The organism is Dysgonomonas sp. ZJ279 (assembly GCF_011039205.1).
Classification (GTDB): Bacteria; Bacteroidota; Bacteroidia; order Bacteroidales; family Dysgonomonadaceae; genus Dysgonomonas.
Window position 1 is genome coordinate 1 of record NZ_JAAKEL010000029.1, and the last position, 13735, is coordinate 13735.

A 13735-nucleotide genomic window follows, 5' to 3' on the forward strand; every position below is an offset into this window, starting at 1 on the left:
GAGTTAAAGAAACTAAAAAAATGTTACAACCTGATGAAGAATAAATATCTTTAGCCAATCTCATCCGAGACACTTAGTGGTATACTTTTCAATTACTAAGTGGACTACTTTTCAATTATATTATACAATTATGGTTACTTATATTTTGGAGAACCTAGATTTACAAATAAAGGCAATAAAACAATATTGACAGAAAGATATATATCTAAATATTCTCAATCAGAAAAACCATCTACTATAAATTTCACTTACACATTATCAAAATTAGATAATAATTTCATTATTGATAAATGTGAGATAACAGGAAATCCAAGCTATTTATTCCAATTTTTCGCGTTTTTTTATCCAACAACAGTAAATATTGATGATGTAAAAAACAACAAAATAGCCTATTGTTATTATCTAAAAGATAGAATTGACTTTATATATAGCAATAACTTATAGGGGGTAAAAAGAAAAATACAAAACGCGCAAATTATAAAAACGCTTGAAATGCGCATGTATAAAAGGATTTGACGATATAATGCGCAAGTGGTTTTAAAAATGAAATGTACATTACCAGTTAATTCGAGGTTAATTGCTAATAGATAAAAAGGGGCTTAAACGCCTCTTTTGTTGTTTATAGTGTTTAATCACTGCAAAACCGCACCAATAAAGAGATACAAAGCGCCAAGAAAAGGTAAATAATTGCCGTTTAAACACTATTTAAACAGTAATTGAACAAATGTGCTAAAACACCTAAAAATACCCTTTATTTACGAATGCATATTCAAATGCATATTCAAATGCATATTCAAAAACAGGTAATAAGTGAGCCTTCCATACACCCATAAATCAGAAAAAGTATATAAAAAGCACTAAAAATAGCCTATAAATACCCCATAATACATATTAAATAGTATTTATATATTGGATGAATGCCTTATCTGTAAAGGGTTTTGATCGGTTTTTTGTGTTTTTGTGTTTGAAAGTTGTTACTCTCGGCGTTATGATAACGTGTTGTAACGTATAGACACCTTTACCAGTGCCAACTTCTTTATATTGCTTTTTAGTTCGTCTTTCGGGTCGTGGTGTTGGTTCTGACTCACTAAGCGGACATATTCGTCGCCTAATGTAGATTTTTGAATGTATTTGTAAGTTAGGAACTGATCGCCCTCGACGTCTATATCTAGTAAATACATTTCACCCCAAAATATATTCCTTATGTCTGCTACCATTTTATAACACACTATATCGCCAGCCTTTAATATTGGGTACATGCTATCACCCCGTACATAAGTCGCCCCATCACATTTGGGCGCATTAGGTATCGATATAAAATCAATAGGTATTTGATTGCTTGGTGTATCAAAGAGTGAGGTTAGCCCCGCACTTGCTTGTATATCAAATAATGGTATTCGTTGAGTTTCTATAACTGTATCAGTCTTTAATTTGTAAACGGCTGGTGAATTTTCACTTACATAAGAAGTGTTTGGACTATTTATGTATTCACCCCTTAACATTTGCCCTTTTCCTGTAATAAGCCAATCAATATTAAGATGTTCACATTTTGAGAATACAAGATCATAGTCTATACTATTTCTTTTGTACCAATTTGTCAACGTATTACGAGCAATTCCAAGAAAATCGGCTAATTCCGCACTATTCTTGAAATTATACGCTTCTTTTATTCTGTTAAGTATCAATTCTTTATCAAAAACCATTCTCAATTTGTGTATTTTAACATCGATTAATTGCATCAATTCTCAATTTGTGTATATATTTGCGTCTGTAAATATTCACAACGTCGTAAAGATAGGAAATTTTTAAAACAATAGATATGACAAAAACAGTAATTGTAAAAAAAACAACTCTACCCGAATTTTTGCCGCACGGTTGGAAAAAAGAAGTAGCTAAAACGCTAGGTATTCATATTAATACCATAACAAACGCAATGAATAGCGGAAAGGGCGCAACCTACGAGCGAATCAAGAAAGTAGCAATTGAAAAATACGGAAAACCCGAAAAAATAACAATAATATGAAAAAATTATCTGCTTATACTATCGCAAGCAATTGCACCGATCTAACGGACGTTTGCGACGGAATAATAGAAATACGCGAAGCACTAGCCGAATGTAGACGCATAATGAAGCGCCGACCTAACTACTACATTCAGCGAGAAATAAAGCTAAAAAAGAAACTGCTAAAAATTATGTCGTTGACTCAATTTTTCACCGATTATCAGATTGAAAAATTAGAAACGATAGATAAGCATCAAGAAATGTTCAGATTGAAATATTCAGAATTAGCACTACACAAAAATAGTAAATACAATGGGACAGAAAACAATAAAGATGGGCTTGTCGCTACTGGTTCTCTTGTTTCTTTTTCTTCTTTCTGCATATCTGGAAACTAAACAACTGGAAGAGACTAAACAAATAGCGCTGGAAAGTAGACCGTAAGATCGGCGGGTGTGGTGCAAAAGGTAGCACGGGAGATAGCAAAGGCTCGGCGGTTCGATTCCGCCCACACTCACAAAAAAAAACAAAAAACAAAATGAAAATGGAATATCACAATAATATATTATGCTTTGAGGCTGGTTGGCTGATTGATAATAATATAGTTACATCTAATAACTATCAAAATTTAACCAATCGAAAAAAAATTCAACTAGTACGCCGTGCCAGCCGTAACACACCCGCGCTGATTGCTTACGATAGCATGCCCGATCGGATCAAAGACGCTATAAAAGAAATAATAGGCGGTGATCCTTACGATCAAGTGAGATACAGTGTCTTAGAGGGGTTGATCACTGGTAACGCCGCCGCTAGTGCTTATTTTGAAGACTTTAAGTTGAACGACGGGCGACGCATACCGAAAGAAACGCGTATAGAGTACTATCATAACGCTATTATACTGGATGCGATCCATACGCTAATCGTGAGCAAGCAAGCAAAGAAACGCGCTATGGGTGGCAAGACAACCCGCTCGTGGGAAATGATAAGCGAGGCGGTGCAAAGCCTTAACGGTGTGATGTACAAAAACACATTACCGCCCAACCCTCGAAGCCTAGAACGCAAGTATCTGAAGTATAAAGGCGCTGACGATAAATATCTAACGCTTATACATAAGAACTATCTGAAAGACCGATCTAATGCCGCCGCTATAAACGACGAGTATAAAGAAAGTTTTCTTATTGAATTTTTGGGCGACCCGCGAAACCTAGATAATGCACAAATAGCCCGTTTCTACAATCAAGTTGCCGAGCCGATGAACTGGCGTAAGATCACGGGCGACGCGGTCGCATACTATCGTGACAAATACGATTTGGAAACGTATGCAGGTCGTCACGGATCGACAGCCTTACATAACAACAAACTAATGCAAGCCAAGCGCACCGCGCCGACAATGCCACTATATTACTGGACGCTAGACGGCTGGGATGTTGAACTATTATACCAACGTACCGAGAACGGAAAAACAACCTATCACCATCGCCCAACGGTGGTAATTGTATTAGACCCTTGCAAAAAATATCCGATCGGTTATGCCATCGGTACACACGAAACCCCCGAACTTATTAAAGCCGCGTTACGCAATGCCGCCCAACATACACGCGAATTGTTTGGCAACATGTATCGTACACACCAAATACAATCGGATAGGTACGCATTTAAAGCCCTTACACCGATTTATGAAGCTATGGCGGGCAAGGTAACGCCAGCACGCGCAAAGAACGCTAAGGCAAAGGTTATTGAGCCATATTTTAAGTATGTGAATAAAACATATTGCCAGCTACAAAAAAACTGGTCGGGTTATGGTGTGACCTCTGCCAAAGACAAGCAACCAAATGTCGAATATATGAATAAATATAAAGTTCATTTTCCCGACTATGACGGTGTTGTGAAACAAGTTGCCGCTATTGTGGAAATGGAGCGCCAAGCCAAGCGCGAGGCATATTTGAATCAGTGGGCTAAAGTCGACGAATGCGACAAAATAATACTTTCGGATGAAAGTTATTTGTATCATTTCGGTATCGCTACGGGTCATAAAAATATGTTACGCGGTGAGGGTGTAATCACCACAATAAAAGGAGTTAAGCGCGCTTATGACTGTTTCGACCCGTTGTTTCGCCATTACGCCTCGACACAATGGAATATCATATTTGATCCCGACGACACAAAACGAATACTAGCCGTTAACGACGATGCATCGTTGCGCTTCGTATTAGAGGACAAATATTTACAACCAATGGCGCTTAAGGATCGTTCGGCTGGCGACTCTGACGAATTGCAACGCATAAAAGATTATAACGGTAATGTAATAAACTATATCACCGAAACCCGCGCCCGCAGTGGTGAACTGGTACGCGAATTATTCGACGAAAACCCACAACTAGACGGTACGCTCGCTAAGATACTACTAACCGACAGCACGGGGCAACATAAAAATAATAGGAATTTAGGACGGGCGGCTCAACCATCTAAATACATGCCTATCGCCGAGCCTGTAACAGAATCACTTTTCGACAAATATTAATAACAATTTTAAATTATACAGATATGACAATTCAAGAAAAACAAGTAATCGTTGATGCTTTACGCGCTTATTGCAAACGCTATCCAAGTCAGAACAAAGCAGCTAACAGCCTTAAAGACGTATCGCCGTCGACTGTATCGAATATGCTTACCGAAAAACACGAATTGATAAAAGACGAAATGTGGCGCAACGTGGCGGCGCAAATAGGTTGCAACAATGACAGCAAGATCGTTAAGACAACCGTGTACAACGAATTGTACGCGATACTTTCGGATCATCAAAGCGATAGCGGTGTATCTGCTATTGTAAGCGCGGCTGGAAGTGGTAAGAGTGTAACATCAAAGCAATATGTGTCGGAGAATAAGAACGCTTACCGTATTGTTTGCGCTGAACACTGGAACAGAAAAACATTTATGCTTGAATTGCTTGAGGCAATGGGTTGCGACCCGTCGGGATATACAGTTAACGAAATGATGCGCGAGGTTTCCCGTGTACTTAAGAGCAAAGAGAACCCTATTATCATACTGGATGAAGCCGATAAGTTGAGCGATCAGGTTCTTTACTTCTTCATCACTCTGTACAACATGTTAGAAGATCATTGCAGTATTATCCTATTGGCAACTAATCACATGGAAAAGCGCATTTTGCGCGGTGTGGCTCTTAACAAAAAAGGATTTAACGAGATATACAGCCGCATAGGTCGCCGATTCATTAAACTAAGTGGCAATACATACGAAGATATGGCAAATGTGGCGGTATCGGTCGGCTTAACTAACGTACAGCATATCGAAAAGGTTGTCGATAACAGCGACGGCGATTTAAGGCGTGTTGACAAGCTATCTAAGGCAATTATCAAGAAAGGAAGAAACGCGGCTTAAAAACGAGATTAAACAGTATTTAAACAGTATTAAACGGATATGCAACAACCAAAGAAAACAAAACGCGCCTTGTCGGTGTCTGACATTCTCAACTTTAAGCCTGTATTGCTTGACTTTGAGGGCGCGTGGCTCAATTCGATAGGTAAGCCCGAAGCAACGGGCGCGTGGCTTATTTTCGGCAATACTGGTAACGGCAAAACCCGACTTGCTATGCAGTTGGCTAGATACTTGACCCGCTTTGGCAAAGTGGCGTACGATTCGCTTGAAGAGGGCTTAACCGCCTCAATGCAACGCGCAATTATTGACGTGGGTATGCGCGACGTTGGTAACAACTTCGTGCTACTGGATAAAGAGCCAATAACCGCACTACGTGAACGATTAAAGAAAAAGCGCACCGCACCAAAGTTTGTATTTATCGACTCGGTACAATATACAGGATTGACGATAAAGGCATATAAGGAATTGATAAACGATTTTCCAGCCGTGCAATTCATATTTATATCGTGGGCGGACGGGCAATTACCAAAAGGCGCACTGGCTAACGCTATCTATTACGATTCATTTGTGCATATACGTGTCGAGGGGTTTTGCGGAATTATCACAAAAAGCCGATATGGTGGCGGCGCTGATTATATCGTATGGGATAAGGGATATAGGGAATATTGGAAAATGTAATTTTAAAATAAAATCAGATGAAAGCAACAAATCAAACTAACCCGCATGCGTGGTTTTTCGCCTACTTAAAAACGGTCGACGGCTGGGGGCAAGGTCAAGACGATGTAATTAAAACGAGTCTTATATCCGAGTATTCGGGCAAGCGAACCGAGAGCCTCGCCGTATTATACGAGCGTCACCCGAAAGCATACGAAAGGATGCGCAACGAATTGTCGACACCGTCTCTCGACCTAGCCCGCAAACGCTTGATGGCGGCAATATTCAAGTTTTTAGAGAATCAAGGTACTACGGGTAAATCGTTCGACTATGTGAAAGCGGTTGCATGTAACGCCGCCAAAGTAACAGTATTCAATAATATATCATTGCCGACGCTTCAATCGCTATACCGAAAGTTTGGCGAGTTGAACGCGGCTAAACACGAAGACTGGGTAAATGACATTTTAAATAACATAGAAGTATGACTATAAAACAACTATCGCAAGCGATCGACCAAGCCGAGCGCGATTTGTGGAAAACAAAAACGATGCAAGAATGGGATAAGGCGGTACGCCATTATAACGAGTTGAAAATAAAATGGTGTCAACACACGGGCGACGGTATCGTACTAGAAACGGTTAATGTATCAAATTTTAATATGTATAAAATAGTAAAAGCATGAAAAAAAGAGCAAAGAAAACAGTTTTAACAAACATTTCAGACGAAAGAATGAACGAAGCATTATCCGCATACGCAAAGGCTGACGCTCAGATAGCGAAAATTAATGCCGATCTCGACGTGAAAATTACAAAGTTGCGTGACGAAAAAGCCGACGACCTCGCAAAGCTAGCGGCTGATAAAAACGAATCGTTCGATTTGGTGCAAGCTTATGCCCTTGAAAATAAAGAAACACAGTTTTCAAAGAAAAAGAGCCTAGACCTATCGCACGGCGTAATCGGTTTTAGAATAGGTACACCAAAACTTAAGAACAAAAAGGGCTTTACATGGGCGGCGGTTACTAATATGCTAAAAGAATTTTTGCCCGCTTATGTTCGTACAGTTGAAGAGCCAGCTAAAGACAAGTTACTTGCTGATCGTAACGACGATATTGTCGCACCTCTATTGATAAAATGTGGCGTTGAAGTAGTGCAAGACGAGACATTTTATATTGAGTTGAAGAAAGAAACCGCTGTCAATGAGTGCAATTAATTGATTATTAATATATAAAAATTAGAAACATGAAAATTTTATCAGCAAGACCAAAGGGTATGAGTTTTGAATCGTACAAAGAACATTTGAAACGCCAAAAAGAATGGTTAAAATCCCGTCTCAAACCATTGCCTTATTATCGTAGCTGGCGAACATTGCGCAACGCAAAGGGCGAACATGTCGGTTTTGAGACTTTCCGCCCATTTGTAGGCAATGTAAGACGGGATTTAAAGAAACCGATATAATATGGCAACCGACCGATTTAAAAGAATACAATATAATTTGTGTCGCTTCTTTCGATCTCGCGGTGTCCTTGTTGATACGAAAAAAAAATCGATCCGTGTCGATCCCGAATTATTGACACCTAAAGAACTGGCAAAACTCAACGAGTTGAAACGATGGGGCTATACAGTCACCGACACAAATAAAAAGTATGTGAACGAGCCGCAACCCTATGAGGTTGAAGAAACGTTTTGCGATTTTGCCGACGAGGTGATCGCGATGTGTAATAATGGTATACAGTATTAAAACAGTGATTAGATTATGAAAAAACTTATATGTTTCATTTTTGCAGTAATGCTTTTGAGTTGTGAGCAAAAGCCATTTAATGGCTATGTGGTTTGTAAGGAATATAACCCTATACACATGAGCAATAAGAATACACAAAATATTCAAACATCTGCTTATGTTCACGTTCCGCGCGCAGTCGTACACCGCACAACACCACACATAGTTAAAAGCAAATGGTATGTATATGTTGCCAACAAAGACGCTGTTAAACGATTCCAAATTGATAGCCTTTATTTTTCGCAAATAATAGTTGGTCAAAAAATAACAATGTAAAAACAGTATTAAAATGACAGAAAGAAAACAAGAATGTAAGTTCACTTTGAAGTCTGAAAATTCAAGTTTTGAATTTAAAGCGTATCAATCGCTAAGGGGTGTTCGATGTGAAGATAAGCGCCCCAATATTATAGTAGTTGATTGTTATCAATCGTTTGATGTTGTTGAATTACAAAAACACATTCAATACTTACAGACACTTGTGTTTGCAATGGAATTTAAACAATAAAGAGTATGACCCACGACCAACAACTAAAAACCCTAAAGAGTAAAAAGGCGCGCAAAGAACAATTACGCGAGGCGCTCGCCGCCTCTTTGGGCGTACCGTATGAAATGTATGAAAAGAAAAGCAACGGCGAGAATGCTAGTTTATTTACCGAATGTCGTAATTACTTTCTCGAAGCCTATAAAGACCATACTGGTGTCGATTATGTATTCGGCGCAAAGGACGGTTTCGCGCTGACAATGATTATCGACAAAGTGCAATGTCTTATCGAGTATAAAAGCCCGTCGGTCGCGTTCGAAACCTTTAAGGCTTTTATATCCAAGTTGCCCGACTGGTACAAGCAAAACGCTTTCTCTCTCACGATTATTAATAACAAGTTTAATGAAATAATAGCAAGTATAAGGAACAATGGAAAAACAGGAGTTAACGACGACTATAAAGCCCGTCTCACTCGCGACCTTGCAACCTAAAATACTAGGGCGTGAATTGCGCGATGTCCGATCGATGCGCGATGCTTTGGCACTGGCGACGACCAGCCCGTCGCAATACCCATCTTTAGCCCGTTTGCGTGCCGATTTTGGCGACGAAAAGATCGAGACAGTGATTAAGTTGTATTTGATCGACGTGTGCGATATGGTGAATATAAAGCGCCCTTTGCGTGAACCGCAAATAGAAGCATTAGCCAGCGAAATTGTCGCCACCTATTACAGTCTATCGATCGCCGATATACATGTGATATTCAGAAAGGCAAAGACGGGCGAATATGGCGAGTTTTACGAATCGCTGGATATGCCAAAGGTGATGGGCTGGTTTCGTCAGTATTTCGACGATCGGTGCGCGATTGGTGAGCAAGAAAGTATAAACGGTAAATACAACGATGCGACCGTACCGTCAGAATCCGAACGTATGACCCGATATTTTGAACGTTTAGCAAAAAAGAAAAACAAATGAGTAAAGTTATAAATGTATTAGAAATCAGCCAGCCAGACGGTATGTCTTATTCGCATACGGGTGAAGTTTTTAAAATTCCGCAACGTTGTAATAATTGCAAAGGTGATGGCGGCTTTTATATAGATAACCGTTCGCACCGATACGATCCCGAAATGGGCGGGCACTATCAGCCGTGCGGAGTGTGTAAAGGCACGGGCGAATTAGAAGCAAATATAGTTGTAGGCTGGAAGCCGAAAGGTGAAATTAAAGAACAATATCGAAATGAGTAATCCGCACGTAGAAATATCATTCTCTTACAATTCGAAAAAGAAGCGGTTAAGAGTTTTCAAAAATGACAGGGTTGTAATGGAGTATATCGGAGAGAAAGCAAAGTTGCATTTGCGCAAGTTGAACACTTAAAACAATTGATTTATGAAACGAAAATTAAAAGCATTACTGATCCGATTGTTACGCAAAGCTTTGCGACGGCTGGGTGTTGAAATTCCGAAAGTTGTAATCGTAAAAGATTATCTGCATGGTGTCGAGGTTGAGCGAATTTGTTTAAAAGGTGAGGGTAAAGGTTCTTACCCCGATTGGCAAGCGGCAATTGACTTATCCCAACATCTGACCCCTATTATAGAGGAAAATATGAAAGTAGCACATACACCGCCGCATCTGAACCCCGATTTTCCCGACTGGCGCAAAAGTGTATTATTAGAAATTTTTATAGTAAAAAAGAAAAATTATGAATAAAAAGAAAAACCTAATGTTTAGAAATGTTTTATGTAGCACCCTTGCGGTCGCTTTCTTGCCCTTTTATGGGCTTGGTTATGTAGTTTATCTATTATCGAAATTAACGCGCTCTTTGGGCATGCTATTAATGCTAAACACATGTAGCGCCCGCAATGAGTTGGTCGGTTTCTTTAGCGTGTGGCGATCGATCGGTGACCTACTAAAAAATTAAAGCCTCTCATACTCTCGCGAATACTTAAGGCTTTGTTAATGTAGCTATTACAAAGATAATTTAAATATGAGAGTTATGGAAACAAAAGAGGTTAAAAAGAATGTGAATGTATTAAAAAGGTATGCCATTATTCAAGCCTTAGTTGCAGAACGCTTCGAAGAGGGCAACCAATCGAAATGCAAGCGCCAAGCCTATCGGCAACATATCAATACACTTTATCCGATGGGCGAACGTACTTTTTATCGAATTATGGGAACGGACGTAAACAAAGAACTATTAAACGCTTCTCATGGTCAAATGACACTTAATTTTTAAAACAATAAAAACAATTTAATTATGGAATTTACATTTAAAGGAACGATAACAGTTACAGAAGATCAACGCAAGTCATTAATTGATCATTTAGTTGAAATGAAAATCGCCGAGCAAAAAAGACGGCGGATCGAACTAGCTAACGATTATTATACATGGGCGGCTTATTATTTCCCGAATTTACCCAGCGCCTTTGTATCTGCTTATAACGAGTTTCTAAAAGAGATAGAGAAAAATAAAGCGTATGCGAAAGCAGTATCACCACATAAGAAATCAATAAGTTGGGAAGAATTTGGAAAAATCTATTTGGATAAGCCTGCTAGTCCATTTCGAGGCTTTGAAAGATGTAGATGTATAAGTAGTGCTGATCTAGCAAGTGAGGTGGCTTCATATTTCACAAGTGTTTATCAACCACGACCAAAGAAAAAACTGTTAGCCGTTGCCACACGTGACTTGCCAGTCTCGTCTAAAGATTCTATAAAAATAGAGAAAGGTAAAATATATGAACTGAAAAGTTATACGATTACAAATCATCCTATATTCGAGCATCGAAACTATGAATATGTGGTTTTGATTGATGGTAAAGAATGTAAAATAAATTCTTCACTATGTTTTTTTGATATTGATCAGCCAAATATCTAACTTAATTAAAAGCCTCGCATTGTGCGGGGCTTTTATAGGTTTATGTTAAATTTATTTATAGATTTGAATTATGAAAAAAATAGTATTATTCCTGTTAGTTACTATTCCTTTATTTGGGTACTCTCAATCAAAGGATTATAAGTCGTTGAATAGCGAATCCGATCTTGTTAAATCGTGGAATACAGATTATGTGTCTGTTAATTCTATTGCCGATAACTTGTTTTCTCTATTGAATAAAACATATATTAGAGAAAACTACACAAATAGAGCCTATCATTATGTAGTTTCGTTTTATCCTGACGAGTTTAATAGAGATAACGATGTTCCGTCTGTATCTTTTACTTTTACCAAAGGAACAATAGGGGCTAATAACGATTTAGGTATTACGGGTAAAAGAGTATTTAATCTCTATGAGATAGAGGGCATATTTTTAGATTTATATGTTATTTGGGAAAAGTTATGTAGTGATCTAAATACAACGCCTGAAAGCAAAGACATTATCTTAAGTAAACCGCTTAAAAGAAGTGAGGAGATATTTTGGTTAAATTCAGAGAAAAGAGATTGTGCAATACAATTACACCGCAAAGATACTGGCAATTCGAGTCGATGGATCATTATGTATAAAGTATATGCAAAATAGTATTTAAACATCATTTAAATACTGATTAAATAAAGAAAGCCCCGCACAACGCGAGGCTTTTTTTATTTTGCACTTACCGTTAATATTGGTGTCGGTCTAGCTGTTTGTCTTACTGGTACACACGAGTTATCTGTAAACCCAATTGTATAGGTTATCTCGCGTTGGTAAATGCCATCGTTGCGCCTTATACGCTGCATTCGTTGTCGTATTGGTGTTGCATATCCATTCTGTAAAAACTTTTGTCCGTGCAACGCTTTATTTACGTCGTTGTAAATTATCCAGCCGTTCTTATTGTCGTCTTTCTGACTTTGTGGTGCGCGATCGCTGGTGTTACCTAATCTGAACATAAATAGTTTTACAACTACTGTCAGCGTGCCGCGTTGTTGCATCATTCCATCGTCTGAAAATTCCCCGTCTTGGATGTCTATAAGCGCACACGGGAATTTTACGGGCGGTCTATCGGTGTAAAAATCCAATTGCCCCCAATCCTCGTCAACTTCTTTTAATGCCGGCACATTCTCAACGAGCCGCGTTTGGAAATCCTGTAATAATTCGTTCATCATTTCTTAAACATTTTATCTATAAAATCAATAACGTTGCGCGGCATACGCTCGTGTACAATGCCGTCGATAATCTTGTCGGTTTCGGGTGCTGTACCGATAAACTGGCGTTTAGGCATATCAATTGTATAAGCCCCTACATTTGCTTTTTGAGCATACGACGCACGTTCGTCATTCTTATTAAACCGCCCTTTCTTATTGAAGTGTAACACTTGTTTTCGGGCTGGCATATTTATAGTGCCGCCCTCGTTGTGAACGCTGGCATAAGGCGCGGACGATTTAAAAACGACTTGATACGCTCTATTGTCTGTAACGGACGAAATAGATTTGCGCAGATAGTTCGTGCGTTCCATTAATGAGCCGCGCGGATTGGGTCGTTTTGTCGGTTTCCATTTCTGACTAAAAAAACCTTTCCGCTCGAAATTCTCATCGAATTGATTCGTTAGATCGACACGTATATCTTCGAGTATTATTTCTATAATTTTTATACCTACTCTCATCGTTTCTCTTTTAGAATCTGAACTACTTCTTTGTTGTCGAAATACGGGTGCGTTTCGGGAAAGATAATTTTCTCCTTGCCCGCATTAAAGCGAAACATTGCCGATGTATTAACCCCACCTTTGCCAACTGTATGCGTTGCCTCATTGCCCCATTGTTGCGCGCTGTTACTATCCGATACGGGATATTGACCAATGCGAATTTGTACCGCTGTACATCTGCATCGCCAGCCATTCGGCGGCAAGAATTTAGACCAAAACGGATCGCTTAACGGCAATGTGGTGCGGTTCAATAATTCATGCGCATATCTTACACGATCGTCGCCAGCCGTTCGGTACTGCAAATTGTAACGGTCGCCATACGCTTCAAAATCCGCCCACTTGCCCGCCATTTGCGCCGACTGTGTGGCGAATATATATTCACTCTCTAAATATTGCCTATTATACGTATTGTACACCGCGCGCGTATCTTTAAAAAAGCGTGAGAATGATTTAATGTTGCCCTCACCATCGACTAACAGATCACTAATTTTTCTTAGCTGGTCGTAAGTCTTACACCCCGAAAACACGTAAACATTATCTATCAGGTGTTGGCGCATAATAGCGGGTATTTCATAACCGATACTACTGTTAACCGTGTCTTTGAATATGTTCGATATTTCGTTGATCAACGGTTGCACATTCTTGTCTTTGAGGTCGGCGGGTGTTATCGTTGTCTTTTTCTTGCCATGCGCCCAGCCCACAACCTTATCGAACGCCTTAAGTAATTTTTCGATCTCACTTGGTGCGATGGCGAGTTTTTCGACGTGCCCGCCACAATTAGGGCACGCACAATTATACAATTCATGTAGCGACAGTTTTTG

24 protein-coding genes and 1 tRNA gene are annotated in these 13735 nt (G+C 39.2%); 21 read left to right on the forward strand and 4 right to left on the reverse strand.

Going from position 1 to position 13735, the window contains the following annotated elements; genetic code table 11:
- Positions 1-986: 986 nt before the first annotated feature.
- Positions 987-1739 carry a helix-turn-helix domain-containing protein gene (locus G7Y57_RS16495; protein ID WP_165026730.1) on the reverse strand — a complete coding sequence of 251 codons (753 nt, stop codon included), beginning with the start codon at positions 1737-1739 and terminating at the stop codon, positions 987-989.
- Between the two features lie 80 nt (positions 1740-1819).
- On the opposite strand from G7Y57_RS16495, the gene G7Y57_RS16500 reads away from it, so the two are divergent.
- The 21 genes from G7Y57_RS16500 to G7Y57_RS16600 all read left to right on the forward strand — a co-directional run bounded on the left by G7Y57_RS16500 (position 1820) and on the right by G7Y57_RS16600 (position 11815).
- Positions 1820-2023, forward strand: coding sequence for a hypothetical protein (locus tag G7Y57_RS16500; RefSeq protein WP_165026732.1), 204 nt, complete (start codon positions 1820-1822; stop codon positions 2021-2023).
- Positions 2020-2397 carry a hypothetical protein gene (locus G7Y57_RS16505; RefSeq protein WP_165026734.1) on the forward strand — a complete coding sequence of 126 codons (378 nt, stop codon included), beginning with the start codon at positions 2020-2022 and terminating at the stop codon, positions 2395-2397. Before G7Y57_RS16500 ends, G7Y57_RS16505 begins: the two co-directional genes overlap by 4 nt.
- Positions 2398-2450: 53 nt before the next feature.
- Positions 2451-2516 (forward strand) — tRNA-OTHER (locus G7Y57_RS16510).
- A 21-nt stretch (positions 2517-2537) separates the two neighbouring features.
- Positions 2538-4520, forward strand: coding sequence for a hypothetical protein (locus G7Y57_RS16515; protein WP_165026736.1), 1983 nt, complete (start codon positions 2538-2540; stop codon positions 4518-4520).
- A gap of 23 nt (positions 4521-4543) precedes the next feature.
- Complete coding sequence (locus G7Y57_RS16520; protein ID WP_165026738.1) at positions 4544-5398, forward strand: AAA family ATPase; 855 nt, start codon at positions 4544-4546, stop codon at positions 5396-5398.
- Positions 5399-5437: 39 nt separating this feature from the next.
- On the forward strand, positions 5438-6073 hold the full coding sequence (locus tag G7Y57_RS16525; RefSeq protein WP_165026739.1) for an ATP-dependent serine protease: 636 nt from the start codon (positions 5438-5440) through the stop codon (positions 6071-6073).
- Positions 6074-6090: 17 nt separating this feature from the next.
- Entirely contained in the window at positions 6091-6534 is a 444-nt protein-coding gene (locus G7Y57_RS16530; protein ID WP_165026741.1) for a hypothetical protein, read from the forward strand.
- A complete protein-coding gene (locus G7Y57_RS16535) occupies positions 6531-6731 on the forward strand; it encodes a hypothetical protein (protein WP_165026743.1) in 201 nt (66 codons plus the stop codon). The genes G7Y57_RS16530 and G7Y57_RS16535 overlap by 4 nt, the downstream gene beginning before the upstream one ends.
- Positions 6728-7258, forward strand: a complete 531-nt coding sequence (locus tag G7Y57_RS16540) for a host-nuclease inhibitor Gam family protein (RefSeq protein ID WP_165026745.1) — start codon at positions 6728-6730, stop codon at positions 7256-7258. Before G7Y57_RS16535 ends, G7Y57_RS16540 begins: the two co-directional genes overlap by 4 nt.
- A 29-nt stretch (positions 7259-7287) precedes the next feature.
- On the forward strand, positions 7288-7503 hold the full coding sequence (locus G7Y57_RS16545) for a hypothetical protein (protein WP_165026757.1): 216 nt from the start codon (positions 7288-7290) through the stop codon (positions 7501-7503).
- A gap of 1 nt (position 7504) precedes the next feature.
- On the forward strand, positions 7505-7786 hold the full coding sequence (locus G7Y57_RS16550; RefSeq protein WP_165026760.1) for a hypothetical protein: 282 nt from the start codon (positions 7505-7507) through the stop codon (positions 7784-7786).
- Positions 7787-7801: 15 nt separating this feature from the next.
- The gene (locus G7Y57_RS16555; RefSeq protein WP_165026763.1) at positions 7802-8101 is read left to right on the forward strand and encodes a hypothetical protein; all 300 of its coding nucleotides are present in this window, start codon (positions 7802-7804) and stop codon (positions 8099-8101) included.
- Positions 8102-8114: 13 nt separating this feature from the next.
- The gene (locus tag G7Y57_RS16560) at positions 8115-8330 is read left to right on the forward strand and encodes a hypothetical protein (protein ID WP_165026766.1); all 216 of its coding nucleotides are present in this window, start codon (positions 8115-8117) and stop codon (positions 8328-8330) included.
- A 5-nt stretch (positions 8331-8335) separates the two neighbouring features.
- Positions 8336-8797, forward strand: coding sequence for a hypothetical protein (locus G7Y57_RS16565; RefSeq protein WP_165026768.1), 462 nt, complete (start codon positions 8336-8338; stop codon positions 8795-8797).
- A gap of 16 nt (positions 8798-8813) precedes the next feature.
- The gene (locus G7Y57_RS16570) at positions 8814-9278 is read left to right on the forward strand and encodes a hypothetical protein (RefSeq protein ID WP_165026771.1); all 465 of its coding nucleotides are present in this window, start codon (positions 8814-8816) and stop codon (positions 9276-9278) included.
- Positions 9275-9547 carry a hypothetical protein gene (locus G7Y57_RS16575; protein WP_165026773.1) on the forward strand — a complete coding sequence of 91 codons (273 nt, stop codon included), beginning with the start codon at positions 9275-9277 and terminating at the stop codon, positions 9545-9547. Before G7Y57_RS16570 ends, G7Y57_RS16575 begins: the two co-directional genes overlap by 4 nt.
- Positions 9540-9677, forward strand: coding sequence for a hypothetical protein (locus G7Y57_RS16580; RefSeq protein WP_165026776.1), 138 nt, complete (start codon positions 9540-9542; stop codon positions 9675-9677). Before G7Y57_RS16575 ends, G7Y57_RS16580 begins: the two co-directional genes overlap by 8 nt.
- 12 nt (positions 9678-9689) lie before the next feature.
- Positions 9690-10010 (forward strand): hypothetical protein, encoded by a 321-nt coding sequence (locus tag G7Y57_RS16585; RefSeq protein WP_165026778.1) that lies wholly within the window; start codon positions 9690-9692, stop codon positions 10008-10010.
- 286 nt (positions 10011-10296) lie between these two features.
- Complete coding sequence (locus G7Y57_RS16590; protein ID WP_165026781.1) at positions 10297-10536, forward strand: hypothetical protein; 240 nt, start codon at positions 10297-10299, stop codon at positions 10534-10536.
- 21 nt (positions 10537-10557) lie between these two features.
- Positions 10558-11175: a hypothetical protein gene (locus G7Y57_RS16595; RefSeq protein WP_165026784.1), complete on the forward strand. Its 618-nt coding sequence runs from the start codon at positions 10558-10560 to the stop codon at positions 11173-11175.
- Between the two features lie 70 nt (positions 11176-11245).
- Complete coding sequence (locus tag G7Y57_RS16600) at positions 11246-11815, forward strand: hypothetical protein (protein WP_165026786.1); 570 nt, start codon at positions 11246-11248, stop codon at positions 11813-11815.
- Between the two features lie 62 nt (positions 11816-11877).
- Here the strand turns inward: G7Y57_RS16600 and G7Y57_RS16605 are convergent, their stop codons facing one another.
- The 3 genes from G7Y57_RS16605 to G7Y57_RS16615 are packed head-to-tail and all read right to left on the reverse strand — an operon-like array spanning position 11878 to position 13615.
- Positions 11878-12378, reverse strand: coding sequence for a hypothetical protein (locus G7Y57_RS16605; RefSeq protein WP_165026789.1), 501 nt, complete (start codon positions 12376-12378; stop codon positions 11878-11880).
- Positions 12375-12875, reverse strand: coding sequence for a phage virion morphogenesis protein (locus G7Y57_RS16610; protein WP_165026791.1), 501 nt, complete (start codon positions 12873-12875; stop codon positions 12375-12377). Before G7Y57_RS16610 ends, G7Y57_RS16605 begins: the two co-directional genes overlap by 4 nt.
- Positions 12872-13615, reverse strand: coding sequence for a phage minor head protein (locus G7Y57_RS16615; RefSeq protein WP_165026794.1), 744 nt, complete (start codon positions 13613-13615; stop codon positions 12872-12874). The genes G7Y57_RS16610 and G7Y57_RS16615 overlap by 4 nt, the downstream gene beginning before the upstream one ends.
- Between the last annotated feature and the right edge of the window lie 120 nt (positions 13616-13735).

Coding starts and splice junctions, on each gene's coding strand:
- G7Y57_RS16495 (WP_165026730.1), bottom strand. CDS start 1,739: ATGCAATTAATCGATGTTAAAATACACAAATTGAGAATGGTTTTTGAT.
- G7Y57_RS16500 (WP_165026732.1), top strand. CDS start 1,820: ATGACAAAAACAGTAATTGTAAAAAAAACAACTCTACCCGAATTTTTG.
- G7Y57_RS16505 (WP_165026734.1), top strand. CDS start 2,020: ATGAAAAAATTATCTGCTTATACTATCGCAAGCAATTGCACCGATCTA.
- G7Y57_RS16515 (WP_165026736.1), top strand. CDS start 2,538: ATGAAAATGGAATATCACAATAATATATTATGCTTTGAGGCTGGTTGG.
- G7Y57_RS16520 (WP_165026738.1), top strand. CDS start 4,544: ATGACAATTCAAGAAAAACAAGTAATCGTTGATGCTTTACGCGCTTAT.
- G7Y57_RS16525 (WP_165026739.1), top strand. CDS start 5,438: ATGCAACAACCAAAGAAAACAAAACGCGCCTTGTCGGTGTCTGACATT.
- G7Y57_RS16530 (WP_165026741.1), top strand. CDS start 6,091: ATGAAAGCAACAAATCAAACTAACCCGCATGCGTGGTTTTTCGCCTAC.
- G7Y57_RS16535 (WP_165026743.1), top strand. CDS start 6,531: ATGACTATAAAACAACTATCGCAAGCGATCGACCAAGCCGAGCGCGAT.
- G7Y57_RS16540 (WP_165026745.1), top strand. CDS start 6,728: ATGAAAAAAAGAGCAAAGAAAACAGTTTTAACAAACATTTCAGACGAA.
- G7Y57_RS16545 (WP_165026757.1), top strand. CDS start 7,288: ATGAAAATTTTATCAGCAAGACCAAAGGGTATGAGTTTTGAATCGTAC.
- G7Y57_RS16550 (WP_165026760.1), top strand. CDS start 7,505: ATGGCAACCGACCGATTTAAAAGAATACAATATAATTTGTGTCGCTTC.
- G7Y57_RS16555 (WP_165026763.1), top strand. CDS start 7,802: ATGAAAAAACTTATATGTTTCATTTTTGCAGTAATGCTTTTGAGTTGT.
- G7Y57_RS16560 (WP_165026766.1), top strand. CDS start 8,115: ATGACAGAAAGAAAACAAGAATGTAAGTTCACTTTGAAGTCTGAAAAT.
- G7Y57_RS16565 (WP_165026768.1), top strand. CDS start 8,336: ATGACCCACGACCAACAACTAAAAACCCTAAAGAGTAAAAAGGCGCGC.
- G7Y57_RS16575 (WP_165026773.1), top strand. CDS start 9,275: ATGAGTAAAGTTATAAATGTATTAGAAATCAGCCAGCCAGACGGTATG.
- G7Y57_RS16580 (WP_165026776.1), top strand. CDS start 9,540: ATGAGTAATCCGCACGTAGAAATATCATTCTCTTACAATTCGAAAAAG.
- G7Y57_RS16585 (WP_165026778.1), top strand. CDS start 9,690: ATGAAACGAAAATTAAAAGCATTACTGATCCGATTGTTACGCAAAGCT.
- G7Y57_RS16590 (WP_165026781.1), top strand. CDS start 10,297: ATGGAAACAAAAGAGGTTAAAAAGAATGTGAATGTATTAAAAAGGTAT.
- G7Y57_RS16595 (WP_165026784.1), top strand. CDS start 10,558: ATGGAATTTACATTTAAAGGAACGATAACAGTTACAGAAGATCAACGC.
- G7Y57_RS16600 (WP_165026786.1), top strand. CDS start 11,246: ATGAAAAAAATAGTATTATTCCTGTTAGTTACTATTCCTTTATTTGGG.
- G7Y57_RS16605 (WP_165026789.1), bottom strand. CDS start 12,378: ATGATGAACGAATTATTACAGGATTTCCAAACGCGGCTCGTTGAGAAT.
- G7Y57_RS16610 (WP_165026791.1), bottom strand. CDS start 12,875: ATGAGAGTAGGTATAAAAATTATAGAAATAATACTCGAAGATATACGT.